We start from the raw sequence: 13,514 nt of genomic DNA, 5'->3' as shown, positions 1-13,514 counted from the left end.
AGATTTTGTTTGATAGAAGTGTAGCAAATTCGTATGTTTAGACAAAGAAACAAACCTACGACTGCAAACAGAATTACTATCCATCTAATGCAACACTATTCAGCAGGTTATACCAACACAACAAATCATTTTGTGATTCAGAATTTACCTTTTTTCTCTCAAAAAGTGGTTGAGGAAGAAAAGAATAAATTCTCTTTTTTATTGCGTTTTTTACAGCGTAGTTTGGTAATGCCGTTGCCTATGGAATTGGCTGAGAGATTTAATACACAAGGCAATCAAACTGAAAATTATATTCCTCTTTTGCCTTTACAGATTTCAGAAAAAAACAAATATGCTCCAAAATGGAAATTTGAAGAAAAAAGTAAGAAAACTGCTTCTGAAAAAGCAATGACTTTATTTTTACGTGAACGCTTACATAACTATCTTCCTGAATGGGGATTTTTAGAGTTTTTGTTTTGGGTAAATGCACCTTTAACAGATATGTTACAGCAAAATATCACAGAAACAGAATTGCAAAATGTTACTATAGATTTTTATTTGCCAATTGCAGAACTTGCTATTTTGATTGTAACAGGAAGTGAAGAGAGAGAAAAACAACAGAAAACTGAACAAAAACTGCGTTCGAAAGGAATTTATGTAGTTAGTTTTACAGCTGAAGAAATCATAGAAGAAACAGATTTGATTCGTGAAAAAATGGAGTGGGTTCGCCATCAAGTAGAAAAACCTATTTTTTCAAACAAACTTAGAGAGTGGAACAGAATAGCGACAAATCAGCCTAGAGAAACAATTATTCAACAAGTTTGGTGGAAAGCTGCCCTTATTCGTATTCAAATCCTGACGGCAGAATTACTTTTTAGAGGAGTTTGGAAAATGAATGAGAGTGAAAACAAAACTTGGAAGGCTGTTTTTTTGATGAGAGAAAAGGAACAAATTCCTAAAGAAATTATAGAGTTAGCTATTCAATCTGTTCAAAAATTGGTAGAAGAGCTTTTCCCTGACCTATCAAAAGGATTTCCTAAGGTTTCCATTACCACTATTTTTTCAAAAAACGATATAGAACAACAAGAAAAGGACAATGAAAACGAAATTCTGAAAGTAGATTTTAGTATTCTGCATCGTTGGACAGACTCTGATAAGGACAAAGATTGGATAAAAATACGGAATGATTATGCTGAAAGTCATCGTTTTTCGTTTCATTCTGATGAAGGAAAGCCTCTGTCAAAACAATTTCCTGTTTTATCTCACTCATTTTTTAAGCCTAATTTTAAGAAGAATTCTAATAAAGAGTTTCATACATGGAATTTTGCAACGAATGAAGATATAAAACGTTCTGAATTTTTGCTTCGTTCTTTTTCTAATCAAGATAAAAAATCAACCTCATCTTTTTTCCTTCAAGCTCTACTCACAAAAGCCTTGAATGGTCAATCTGTTTTGGCAAATATTCCCTTAGAAATTGACTCTAGTGTTATCTTTGGTTGGGTTTCTGTTTTGCAATCTTTCCCTTCGCTTCTTATTTGTGCTTCTACTGATGCTGCATTGGACAAAATGGAAGAGCTTAGTAAAAATGGAATTGATAAAGTTACTATTTGGCATTCTGAAATGAGCAGTCAAGAAGTGAATCAAGCACAGAGTTTAGTCAAACAAAACAAAGTCTTTCTGTTGATTCTGACGGCTGATTTATTAAATACAAAGACTTTCATAGATTTTATAGACGATAAAGAAAATGAGAAAAATAAAATAAATTGGGCATATTTTTTAGTAGATGAAATTCATCGTTTTTCGGAATGGTCGCCACAACACAAAGAAGAATATATTGCAATAGAACGTATTTACCATAATTGTTTTTATAACGATTCTCATAAAACACCTTTTGTTTTCTTATCCCATTTTTTAGATAAATCAGTTTCAAAAACAATTCAAAATATATTTAAGATAGAAGAAAATGATTTCTATGCTGCTGTGGGCTTGTCTGATTATTTAGAGAATAAAATAGCAAATTTTGAATTTGTAGAAACTGAAAATACTTATTCTGAACTGGTTAGTGTTTTGAAAAAGATTCAAAATAAAGAAACTCAACATCAAAATAATACAGGAATAATCTTCACAACTGGCGCAAATGGAAGTACAGGTTCTTATTTGCTTTCCGAGCGTTTGGAGTTTGATTTGAAACGAAAAATATACCCATATTCTATTGAGATTCCACAAGATTCGCACGACGATAAAGAAACGCATTTTACCAAACGAAATTATTTAAGAAATGCACTCAAAACTTCTCAAGACTTATTGGTTGCTTCTACTTCTGCCCTTAATTCAGGAATTAATTTAGAAAATTTGGATTTTATTGTTCAATATGGCTTACCAAAATCATTGACAGAATTACTTGATATTTCGAATCGAACAAAAAAAACAACTGCCAAAACATATATTATTTTTCAGAAAGAAAAAGACGAACAAACACTTCTAAATCTCTTTAAAGATTCTACAAAACTCTCCGATATTAGAAATATGCACAGGGAAGTGAGTTGGCTAGGTGGGGATATGTATAGGCATCTTCTAGAATGGGCTGCCAAAGTTGAGCCTGTGGAAGAAGAAGTAGATTTTATGAAACAGTTTTATGATAAATATTGCTTGGTTTCTGAAGCTGAAAATAGTGATAATAAGCAAATTGAAGAAAACCATGCTGCAATTGTAAAGGTTTCAGAAGTAGAAATTTCAGATTTAGATTTTAGAGTTTTTTCTCAAAAAGTAGATAGAAAGTTGGCTGTTGAGCGAACAATTATTCGTTTTTATCAAATGGGAATTTTATCAAATTGGGAATATTCATCGCATATTTCGAATACAAAGTTCAAAGTTTGGGTACAGGCTCACGACCAGACAAGCGTACGAAAACATATTTTTGATATTATACAAACTCATCAATCTGATTTCGAAATTCATAAAGATGAAAAATATGCTGCTATTTTTTCGATGAAAAGATATTCAATTTTAGAAAAATATAGTTTTTTGTTCTTACAATGGATTCACGAAAATAGTATTTATCATTTCAAAAATAACTTGAAGCAGGTATATGACTACGCCAAAAGTCAAGTAAAAGAAAATCAGCCACAAAACTTGATTTTTTCAGAGCCTTTTCTTCATCATTCTTCTATTAATCGTCTTCTTTACTTCATTGAAAAAGATAGTTTGAGAAATAATTCATTTTCTAAAAAAGAGATAGACTGGATTTTTGAGGAATTGGGAAAAATAACTGTCCTCAATGAAAACGAAAATCAAAAGCAGACTTTAGATTTTATTGAAAAATGGAGAAGAAGAGTAAATCAAGAAGAAAGTCAGAGTAGAGTTTTGGATTTTTATAAAGCTGTTTTGGAGCTAAACTTAGAAAAAATTGATTCTGAAAATGCACCTAAAACTTTATTTGAGGCAGTAAGTAATATTCTGCAAAGCAACACAAAACAAGAGAATAAAGATTACTTTATAGAAGCTTATTTATCTTTTGGAAAGACTTTTTCTGACCAAGCTAAATCATATTTATCAGAAAGTATTTTGAGGAGCGAAACTGAACCTAAAACTAAGACTAAACAACTACGAGCAACTCAAATTTATTCTAATTTGGAAGATATGTATAGTCTTACTATTTTGCTTCAATGTGAACTAGAGAAAATGAAAGAGATTCAATTTGAGATACAAGAAAGTGAACTAGAGAAAATATAAACTATTCTATTTAAAAATAACTACTATTATTAATGAGCTCAAATAATAAACCTTATGCTGTTTTTGATTATTCAGAATTTCCTTTAGTACATATCAAATTAACTGATGTAGAAATTACAAATCAAAATTTTCAAGATTATGTAGATGAAGTAGGAGAGGTGTATAAAAAAGGTCGATATGCAATCATTTTAGATGCAACAGACACAAAATATGTAGCATCAAAGTATCGTGTCATTCAGGGAAATGCGCTCAAAGAAAATAAAAAAATAGTAGAAAAATACTCTATTGGAATGGCTATTATTGCGCCTTCTGTTTTACAAAGAATGCTTTTGGAAGGAATTTTTATGATAAAACCTTACCCTAGTGAACTAAAAGTTTGCAAGACAGAAGAGGAGGCAACAAAATGGATAAACAAACTCTTAGAAAAAGAAAAAACAAATAATTAAAAATGAGTTCTCTACCTATTGCTACTTTTCAATTTGAAAAACCCTTTGTTTATGTAAGTTTTACAGGCAATGATTTTGATGATGAGAATTTTGAAGAATATAAAAAGTCATCGCACAAAGCATTTGAATGGGAGAGGTATGGAATGATATATGATATTTCAAAAGTAGAATACGTACAAACAAAATATCGAACACTACAAGCAGAAGATATAAAAAAGCATAAAGAACAGATTGAAAATAAAGCCATTGGACTGGCAGTAATTGCTCCTTCTTTTTTTCAGAGAACATTTGCAAAGACTATTTTCTTAATTATTTCTTATCCTAGCAAAGTAGAGGTTTTTGAGAGTGAGGAAAAAGCAATGAAATGGATGAATAAGCTGCTGGAAAAATAAAAATATACACACATAAAACTAAAAACAGATGGAAGAACAAACACCTTATGGAACTTTTGATTATTCAGAATTTCCACCACTCATACAAGTAGAGCTGACTGGCATAAAAGCTACCGACGAAAACTTTACAGCCTACTTGCAAGAAATGGAAAGTATTGCAGCGCAATCAGAACGTTATATTTCTATATTGGATATGACAAAGGCAAGTTATCTTCCTGCAAAGTATCGAATTATGCAGGGGAAATACTTAGAAAAGAACAAAGAACGTACAGCTCAAAAGGCAATTGCAGCGATTTTTATAGCTCCTTCTTTTATACACCGAACAATTTTGAAGGCAATTTTTATGATAAAACCTTATGCCAGTCCTGTATTTATTGTGGCCAGTAAAGAAGAAGCAAGACAAAAAGCAGATGAGCTTTTGGAAGAAGAAAGAGAAAAAGAGTTACAAACAGTTTATTAAAATACAAAACCACAGCTACAAGCCGAATACATATTGCTCACTCATTAAAAACGAGCGAGAGCCTATTTTTTTGTGCAGCCGAGATGCAGCAGGGAGAAGAGGTACGAAACAAAGTAGATGAAATTTTGGCTTACGAAATATCAAATGTTGCATAGTGATATTATGGCGTTGTTTTCAGAAACCAAGGTAATAATTAGGTTTTACAAAAACCTTTCATTTTAGCTTTTATTTTGATATTTGCAGTTGTTTTATGTATTTGCGAGTGTTTTATACACTTACATGACTTACATAGAAAAAATAATCAAACTAGAAATGCTAAAATACTTCTCTGTTATTGCCTTGCTTTTTATGGGTTTATCTTGCCAAAATAAACCTACTACTTACAACAAAACTTCTAAAACAGATTCACTGACTAACAAATTTCAAGCTATCTATGATAAAGGAAACTTTCACGGTTTTGATGTTTCTATTGTAGATAATAATCAAGTGTTTTATCAAAAAGCATTTGGCTATGCTGATGTAGAATCAAAGAAAAAATATACTTTATCTACAAAACATTCTACGGGTTCGGTTTCCAAAACACTCATTGGTATTTCATTGCTAAAAGCACAAGAACTCGGCAAGTTAAAGCTAGACGACCCTATCAATAAATATTTATCTTTCTCTGTCAAGAATCCTTATTTTCCAACTACTGATATTACAATTCGTCATTTAGCAAATCACACTTCTACTATTGCAGATACTGATTTTTATGATGAAAATAGTTATTCTTTTCGAAACAACAAACACCTCAATTCGAAAGTACCTATAAAAATAGAAAGCTACTTCAACCCTGTACAAAAAAGTATTTCACTTTCAGAGTTTATGAAAAAAGTGATTTATACAGAAGAGGATACTTGTTGTCGTGAAACATTTATAGAGGCAGAACCAGGTAGCAATTTTCTATATTCAAATGGTGGTGCTACATTGGCAGCAGTTGTTTTGGAACGAGCAACAGGTATGTCATTTATAGATTTTACTAAAAGATATATCTTAGAGCCTTTGGAAATGAATGCAAGTTCTTGGGATGAGAACCAAACAGAAGCAACATTATACCTCAATAAAGATACTGTATATGCAGAATATCGTAATTTGGATTATCCAGCAGGGGCATTAGTTACAAACACTACAGATTTATCAAAGTATCTACAAGAATTGATAAAAGGCTATAATGGCAATAGTTCGTTACTTTCTAAAAATAGCTATGCTACACTTTTTAATACTCCTTTTATCAAGGAAATTGCAAAACAAGACTTTGGTGATATGAACCCATTTATGAATATAAAATACGATGAGGGTGTTTTTATGGGTGTAGCTCCCAAGAATTTTGTAGGACATACAGGAAGCGACCCAGGTATTGTAACATTTCTATTTTTCAATAGCAAAACAAATTGTGGTTTTACTTTTAGAACCAATAGAAGTATTGGGGCAGTTTATGAGGAAACTTTGAACGACCTATGGAGCATTCTGAAAGTTTTAGAAGAAGAAGTTTCTGAGCAAGAGTAATGAATATAAAAATAGGATAGATATACAGTTGTTGGTCATCGTAATGGTAAGCCAAAATTAAAGACTAACAATGAGCTATAAAAATTGCCGTCGCTTGGCTTTACCGAGTGACTTATATTCCCCTTGTTGGGCTTAGTTTGTAACTAAGACCTATCAGTTATATAAATCTTCAGATTTATGTGGTCAAGTAAATACAAAAATACCTACTGGTCTTGCAAATCTAAGATTTGCTGAAATGATAAATCGTAGTCTTTAGACAACGCTTAACTACAATTTATTTTTTCATTCTAAGCCCAACTGGGGGGGAAAGTATCATTTAATATTTTGTCTAAATCTTCTGAATAAATATCATAACGCAACTCGATAAAACCTTTTCTAGGAAAAACCTTACCCTCATGCTCAATCCTCACATCTACTATATTAGATTTGAGAACATTATTTACACGAGTAAGTTCTTTCTCGATATTTATTTTTTGATCAGTACTCTTTGAGTCATCTGAAAGCATTTTTTCTAGTGCTTTTTTCACTCTCAAAGAGTTTGCTAATCTGCCAAAATCAAATGATATACAAGAACTACCTAAATAAAGTTGAACTCTATCTACACCTTTTCCAGCTTTTACTCTCCTATGCCAACCTTTATTCATTAACAAATCTATAAAATCGACAACTTTTGAGAAAATTTCCATATCGACTGAAAATTTTCTCTTCATTTCTTTCCATTGAGGGCTATATTTTCCATTCATATATCATTTAATTTATTGGTTCAATTCCTAAGTTTTGTACTTCCTGTGAACTTAAACGTCTTCTTCTGCCATTTTCTTTCTTATAGAAAATTGTATTCCCCTTGTTGGGCTTAGTTTGTAACTAAGACCTATCAGTTATATAAATCTTCAGATTTATGTTGTCAAGTAAATACAAAACTGCCACCACTCGCAAATCTGAAGATTTGCCATACTGATAAATCGTAGTCTTTAGACAACGCTTAACGACTAATTTTCAGAAGACTCAGCCGAACGAGTAAATACAAAATTACCACTACTCGCAAATCTGAAAATACCCTACTTGACTTGCAAATCTAAGGTTTGCTGAACTGATAAATCGTAGTCTTTAGACAACGCTTAACTACGGTAATTGTGGTATTTTTGAATCTATTGAAGTCTTTTAATTCCTTCTTGAAATATTAAGAAAGCGTCTCTCTTGTCAAACTCTTTTTTAATTCAGCTAAGGATAATTTGTTTTTTTCAAACTCTCTTAGTTGTAAATAAAGTGATGTTAGTTTATCTTGGTTGTCCATTATTTTTTATATTCTGAATAGTATAATTTTGCTTATAGATTCTCTCCATCTGTTCGTATTTCTGTTGTTGGTCATCGTAACGGCAAGCCGAAACTAAAGACCAACAACGGCAGGGATTTGCCATACTGATAAATCGTAGTCCTTAGACAACGCTTAACTACAATTTATTTTTTCATTCTAAGCCCAACTGTGGAATCTCTCATTCTTCAATACTTAAAATTAAGTTTCTATCTCCTTGAACTATATACCTTATTTTAACGTACTTACCTTCATATAAAACCGAATCAGGTAATTCTGCATGATAACTAGGATAAAACCCGTTATCATTCTTATAGTAAGAAAAAGTAATATTTTTTACTTTAATTTTTTCTTGAGCTGCACGTTCTATATCCCAATACTCTCTCGTTAATTTTTCTATTCTACCTTCCACTAATTCAGTATTATTTGTTTTTAAATAATGATAATACAATAAATAATTATAAGATTCCCAACCAAACATAAAGGTAAAAAATGATATAAAAGCAATAGCATAGATAAATCTTTTATCTGTTTTTGCCACTATGAATAATATGATTAGTATTAATATAGTAACTATAAGTAAAATAAAAGAGTTTAAGAATACTATGTTATCATAAAATTTATATAAATACATATATTTTAAAGGTTATCACGGTTATTTTTGTATAACAGTCTTCCAGACTGTTGTATAGGATAAAATACTATTTTTTTATGTTCAGACAAGATGTCTGAACTACCTGTTTTCTTGTTGGTATTCCAATTTGCAAAGCCACACAAAGCCGTTGTTGTGTCTTTAGTTTCGGCTTGCCGTTACGATGACCAACAACAAATATACACTACAAAACCTATAAAATAAGCAATACGAAAACGTTTCTTAACTAAATATTTTTAGAACCTCATCTAAAAACTAGACAATCTAACTCCCACAAAAAAAGTACGAGGAGCAGCCGTTCCATATACATAATTACTATCTCTATTTTTTCCACTATCAAAGTCATCTTGGTAGGCATTGAATATATTTTTTATTCCTCCAAAAAGCTGCAATTTTGAACTTGTTTTTTTCAAAGGAAAATCATAGCTCGCTCTAAAACTAAACTCTGTAAAAGAATCAGAAGTTTTATATTCATCTATGGTTTGTTCTGGCGCACCTGCAAAATGTATGAGTTCCATTTTTCCTGTATAAACAACATTCATATTCATAGAAAAACGCTCATTTGGTGTAATTGAAAGCGTTGCAAAACCATAGTCATTTGGCGTTCTTAAAAACTCTCTTTTAAGTTCTAAGCCTTCAATATTCTCAACTGGCTCATCAAAAAGACTTTTTTGTAATGTAAAACCTACTTCTAACTGCGCTTTTTTGTTGTAATTTGCTCGTGTTTCTAGTGTAATTCCTTGCACAGTTGCACCTTGTCCATTTCGTTTTTCAAAACGCTCTCCAAACTCATCTTCTCCTAGTGGTGCTAAATAAAAAGCATTGTTCAAATCTGTATAAAAACCTTCTAGCGTAAAACCTGCAATGAAATTATCAGTAGCTTTGTCATAATTAAGTGAAGTGCTAAAGCTATTCGAACGCTCTTGTTTTAGGTTATCAGCCAAGCTAATTCTTGAAACTCCTCCTCCTGCAAAAGCAATGTGCATATCTGCATCAAAAGCCTGTGGCGCACGAAAACCTGTACTCCAAGTAGCACGAAGCTGCATTGATGGCTTTAGTTTATACAAAAAAGACAAACGAGGACTAAAAATAGGATTCTCTACAAAATTATGATTATCCATTCTGATTCCTGAAAGTAAGTTTAATTTGTTTGTAATCTGCCAATCACTTTGAAGAAAAACACCTAAATTTTGTGTCGTTTGGTCAATTTTATAATTGTAGGCTTCAATGACATCCAAAACATCATCAGTTACGTACTCTGTTCCGAAAGTTAGGATATTACTTGTTCCCAAAAAGTTAGAAAGATTATGATTTAATTGAAAACCTGCTTGATAGGTTGTGTTATCAGATGTTCCGTAAGGAGGATTTTCTAAGTGATTTTGATAGGCTTCTGTTTCATTATCATTATTTTGGTCTGGAATAATTCCTGTATAATGTTTTCTATCTGTGTTTTGAGTAGCCAAATAAGCAATCAAAGACGAGTTTCCACCGTTAAAATTGATTTGATAATCGATATTTCCTACCAAAACGTTGTGTGTTCGCTCTTCTGCTTGTAAGGCTTGGTGTGCTGCTCTATCAGTCATTTCTCCACCAAAACGATATTCATTGATACTACTAAAACTGACTTCTAATTTTTGATTATCAGTAGGACGAAAAAACAGGTTTGCACCAAAAGAATTGTTTTCTAGTTTTGCTAATTCTGAAAAATTATCGCCGTTGTAGTCATAAAAATCTCGCTTTCTGTTATTGATAAAAAATGAAACTCCTGCATTTTTTTTCTCTGTCAAAACAGTTGCATTTCCTGTAATGATATTATCACTTGCTCCTCCATTTATATTTTGATAGGTATAAGCCAAATCATAATTATTTTCTTTTGGAAGTTTTGTAATTACGTTCACTACGCCACCAATCGCACTAGAACCGTACAAAACTGAACCACCACCACGCACCACTTCAATGCGCTCAATCATATTTACAGGCAGTTGTTCCATTCCATACAAACCCATCAACGGACTAAAAATAGGACGACCATTTATCAAAATTTGTGAATATCCACCACCTAATCCATTCATTCGAAGCTGTGTATAATTACAGGTTTGGCAATCCGTTTCTACTCTCAAACCTGCTTGAAACTTCAGACCTTCTGATAAATTACAAGATTGCGTATTGATAAGTGTTTTGCTATCAATAATATCTACCATAACGGCAGCATCCGTTTGTTTTTTTTCTGTTCGTGTTGCCGTAACTACAATTTGATTCAATTCTGAAACTGATTCTTTCAAATCAAAATTAATTTCCAAAACTGGGTTTTCTTCATTCAAAACAACTATTTTACTCTGCGTTTCGAATCCCAAATAAGAAGCAATCAAAGTAAAATTACCGAAAGGAATTTGTTTTAATTCATAGTTTCCATTCTTGTCTGTTGTTGTTCCTATTATTTTATCATTTATCTTTTCTTTTATCTGAATAGTTGTAAAACCGATAGTTGAGCCTTCTAAAGTTATTTTCCCTTTTATTTCTCCTTGTAGTTGGTTTTTAGAAAAATTTGGAGATATTTTTTGAGAATAAGCAAAAAAAGAAATAAGCACTAAAAATGATGTGAAAAGTAAAGTCTGTATTCGCATAAAAATAAGATAATTATGAGTTTGATTATTCTGTTTTAAAAAAATGGTAGTGCAAATATAAAAAGTTAGATTAGTCTAACAAAATTTTTAGATAATTGTTTTTTTTATTTTTTTGCAAGACTATGAAAGGTAACGGGTAGCAATGAAGTTGTTTAAGAATGTATTTTTACAACCGTAAAGGAGGGTTATTTTTCTATGAAAAACTATACAATCAATTTTAAAAAATAAATCCTGTACTTACATCAATATAATCTGCGATATGACCGTGTGAAAGTAGAGAAAAACCAACAAACCATTTTTGAGAAATAGAATACCATAATGAATAGCGTTGATATAACCATTTGGTTTGAATAGCCTTTGGGCGAAAAGTGTAAATCCCAATTTGTTGTAGAAAATAAATTTTTCCTAAAGAAAAGTGGTGTCCTATTTGAAGCCCTCCTACAAAAGCAGATTGTTTATTGTCTTGGTTTTGAAGTTCTTGTCTATAAGCAAAATTATAATGAATTTCTATACCAGTATTTACACCATTTATTTTTGATAGAGGCTTCAATAACCCTGTCGAAAGACCTAAGATTGGGTAATTTATATCTTTTCCATTCTCATTCTTTGCTGTTGCTCTACTACCATTTAGTAGCAAGTAGGTTTTTACCTTTTTATCATATTCAAAAAACTCTTTTGGTTTTTTTTCTAGCGTAGGAAAATCAATTGTTCTATCAATCCCTAAAGAGAGTGTAGGAAAGTTCATTCCAAGGTTTGGTTTCCTTATACCTCCATTCGAAATGTGCTGATAGTTTATTCCTATATTTAAAGCATAATTTTTATTCAGATGATAATTTCCATTTAATCCTACTCCTAAGTAAAAACTAATTGGACTACTAAAAAAAGTATTTTCAGAGTTATTTATAGAATCATAGACTTGTGTGAGATAAGAAACCCCTATGGCTGCTCTTAAAGATAATTTGAACTTATGTTTCCAAGCCAAATAGGGTTCTACAAAATACATAAGATTAGTAGAACTACCCAGTCTTTTATCTCTGTAATTAAAATATGCTAATGAAAGTCCACTTCTTCCGTAACAAGTACAGGTTTGCCAAGCTTCATCACTTGTTTTTAGGGTACTGAACTCTATCTGAATGCCGAAAGGATTTTTTTTTGAAAATTTATTTAATTCTTCCGAATGTGGAATAATATAACCATAATGAGTTTTTGCACCAATAAAATAACTATCTGTTTGAGAATAGAGTAAATGACAAGACAAACAAATGAGTACAAAGGTTAAAAGTATTGTTTTCATAGTAATCACGAAAATAGTTATTTTATCTTAGGTAATTTTTCCTGCTCTACTTAATAAGAATGAAATAGCTCTCATTTGTTAAGTGAATTATATGTATTTGGTATTTTAATTTGTGAAGTTGTTTAAGAATATGTTTTGTATGTTTATTTGTTGGTGTCGCTACGCTAAAACACCAACAAAGGCTGAGTTATTTTTCCATAGAATTGGGTTTGTAAGCACAATTCTATGGAAAAAATTACATTCTTAAACAACTTTTGTATTAGCTTAGGAATAGAAATTAAATAAATTGACACTTTTAATTATATAATTAACTAGTAGTCAGAAGTTTAATTCGTAATCTTTAATTCGTAATTGTTCCTTAGAGAAAGAGACAAAAAAAGTTAGATTTTTAGAAACAAAATTTCTAAAAATCTAACTTTAAAAATATAAGACAAGATTTAAGTCTGTCTAAATATATTGTTTATTTATTCAATCGTTACATCAAATTCTACTTCAATATCTGTTTCTCCTCCTGCGTTTGTAATGTCTCCGTCAGATACACCTGCTGCATCTTTTGCAGGTTCGTGACGTAAAGTAACACGAAGCTTGCCTTGTGAAGCATCTGTTGTTGTTACCGTTGTTTTCAAACCCACTGGGTTTGTTCCATCTGTATCAGCATAAGCTACTGTAGCGTTTAAGCCACCTGTGGTTGCAAAGAAAAACTGATGCTCATCATCTTCTTCTTCAATTTCTGCTGTAATACTTTCAGCAGGTGTTTCTGCTTCATTCAATAAATCAATAGAACCATTATAAACTGTATTTGCCATAAGTGTTCCTCCAGAAATAACAGGAGCTGTTCCACCATCACCATCTAAATCTTGAAATGATAAAACAACATTACTTCCTCCACCTTCAGGAACAAGAGTATAAGTAAGTGTCGTAATTAACTCTTCCTCATTAGGAATTTCTGGGTCTTCATCGTCTGTACAAGAAGAAAACAAGACTAGAGAAGAGAAAAATAAGATAAGAAATGAAAATGTGCTTTTTGATAAGATCATAATACCGTAAAAAATTTGAGTTTAAAATCAATGTAAATGCA

The 13,514-nt window shown here is 31.4% G+C and carries 11 protein-coding genes; 5 read left to right on the top strand and 6 right to left on the bottom strand.

What is annotated here, in order from left to right; genetic code table 11:
- Positions 1 to 87 precede the first annotated feature (87 nt).
- The 5 genes from WAF17_RS03865 to WAF17_RS03845 all read left to right on the top strand — a co-directional run bounded on the left by WAF17_RS03865 (position 88) and on the right by WAF17_RS03845 (position 6,554).
- Positions 88 to 3,711, top strand: coding sequence for a helicase-related protein (locus WAF17_RS03865; protein WP_338766479.1), 3,624 nt, complete (start codon positions 88 to 90; stop codon positions 3,709 to 3,711).
- 32 nt (positions 3,712 to 3,743) lie between these two features.
- Positions 3,744 to 4,157 (top strand): hypothetical protein, encoded by a 414-nt coding sequence (locus WAF17_RS03860; protein WP_338766477.1) that lies wholly within the window; start codon positions 3,744 to 3,746, stop codon positions 4,155 to 4,157.
- A 2-nt stretch (positions 4,158 to 4,159) separates the two neighbouring features.
- A complete protein-coding gene (locus WAF17_RS03855; protein WP_338766475.1) occupies positions 4,160 to 4,549 on the top strand; it encodes an STAS/SEC14 domain-containing protein in 390 nt (129 codons plus the stop codon).
- Between the two features lie 28 nt (positions 4,550 to 4,577).
- Positions 4,578 to 5,009 carry a hypothetical protein gene (locus tag WAF17_RS03850; RefSeq protein ID WP_338766473.1) on the top strand — a complete coding sequence of 144 codons (432 nt, stop codon included), beginning with the start codon at positions 4,578 to 4,580 and terminating at the stop codon, positions 5,007 to 5,009.
- Between the two features lie 279 nt (positions 5,010 to 5,288).
- Positions 5,289 to 6,554: a serine hydrolase domain-containing protein gene (locus tag WAF17_RS03845; protein WP_338766471.1), complete on the top strand. Its 1,266-nt coding sequence runs from the start codon at positions 5,289 to 5,291 to the stop codon at positions 6,552 to 6,554.
- Positions 6,555 to 6,841: 287 nt separating this feature from the next.
- On the opposite strand, the gene WAF17_RS03840 is transcribed toward WAF17_RS03845, so the two are convergent.
- From WAF17_RS03840 to WAF17_RS03815, 6 genes are all read right to left on the bottom strand, one after another.
- On the bottom strand, positions 6,842 to 7,297 hold the full coding sequence (locus WAF17_RS03840) for a hypothetical protein (protein ID WP_338766469.1): 456 nt from the start codon (positions 7,295 to 7,297) through the stop codon (positions 6,842 to 6,844).
- Between the two features lie 534 nt (positions 7,298 to 7,831).
- Positions 7,832 to 7,972 carry a hypothetical protein gene (locus WAF17_RS03835; RefSeq protein WP_338766467.1) on the bottom strand — a complete coding sequence of 47 codons (141 nt, stop codon included), beginning with the start codon at positions 7,970 to 7,972 and terminating at the stop codon, positions 7,832 to 7,834.
- Positions 7,973 to 8,047: 75 nt separating this feature from the next.
- The gene (locus WAF17_RS03830) at positions 8,048 to 8,407 is read right to left on the bottom strand and encodes a hypothetical protein (protein ID WP_338766466.1); all 360 of its coding nucleotides are present in this window, start codon (positions 8,405 to 8,407) and stop codon (positions 8,048 to 8,050) included.
- A gap of 359 nt (positions 8,408 to 8,766) precedes the next feature.
- The gene (locus WAF17_RS03825; RefSeq protein ID WP_338766464.1) at positions 8,767 to 11,142 is read right to left on the bottom strand and encodes a TonB-dependent receptor; all 2,376 of its coding nucleotides are present in this window, start codon (positions 11,140 to 11,142) and stop codon (positions 8,767 to 8,769) included.
- Positions 11,143 to 11,359: 217 nt separating this feature from the next.
- Entirely contained in the window at positions 11,360 to 12,436 is a 1,077-nt protein-coding gene (locus WAF17_RS03820; RefSeq protein WP_338766462.1) for an acyloxyacyl hydrolase, read from the bottom strand.
- Between the two features lie 464 nt (positions 12,437 to 12,900).
- Positions 12,901 to 13,473, bottom strand: a complete 573-nt coding sequence (locus WAF17_RS03815) for a hypothetical protein (protein ID WP_338766460.1) — start codon at positions 13,471 to 13,473, stop codon at positions 12,901 to 12,903.
- Positions 13,474 to 13,514 lie beyond the last annotated feature (41 nt).

This window comes from Bernardetia sp. ABR2-2B (assembly GCF_037126435.1).
Taxonomy (GTDB): Bacteria; Bacteroidota; Bacteroidia; order Cytophagales; family Bernardetiaceae; genus Bernardetia.
This window is presented reverse-complemented; position numbering and strand designations above follow the sequence as displayed.

Excerpts from the sequence above, each read along its gene's own strand:
- WAF17_RS03850 (WP_338766473.1), top strand. The coding sequence starts at position 4,578 with ATGGAAGAACAAACACCTTATGGAACTTTTGATTATTCAGAATTTCCA.
- WAF17_RS03860 (WP_338766477.1), top strand. The coding sequence starts at position 3,744 with ATGAGCTCAAATAATAAACCTTATGCTGTTTTTGATTATTCAGAATTT.
- WAF17_RS03845 (WP_338766471.1), top strand. The coding sequence starts at position 5,289 with ATGACTTACATAGAAAAAATAATCAAACTAGAAATGCTAAAATACTTC.
- WAF17_RS03815 (WP_338766460.1), bottom strand. The coding sequence starts at position 13,473 with ATGATCTTATCAAAAAGCACATTTTCATTTCTTATCTTATTTTTCTCT.
- WAF17_RS03835 (WP_338766467.1), bottom strand. The coding sequence starts at position 7,972 with ATGGCAAATCCCTGCCGTTGTTGGTCTTTAGTTTCGGCTTGCCGTTAC.
- WAF17_RS03820 (WP_338766462.1), bottom strand. The coding sequence starts at position 12,436 with ATGAAAACAATACTTTTAACCTTTGTACTCATTTGTTTGTCTTGTCAT.
- WAF17_RS03840 (WP_338766469.1), bottom strand. The coding sequence starts at position 7,297 with ATGAATGGAAAATATAGCCCTCAATGGAAAGAAATGAAGAGAAAATTT.
- WAF17_RS03855 (WP_338766475.1), top strand. The coding sequence starts at position 4,160 with ATGAGTTCTCTACCTATTGCTACTTTTCAATTTGAAAAACCCTTTGTT.
- WAF17_RS03825 (WP_338766464.1), bottom strand. The coding sequence starts at position 11,142 with ATGCGAATACAGACTTTACTTTTCACATCATTTTTAGTGCTTATTTCT.
- WAF17_RS03865 (WP_338766479.1), top strand. The coding sequence starts at position 88 with ATGCAACACTATTCAGCAGGTTATACCAACACAACAAATCATTTTGTG.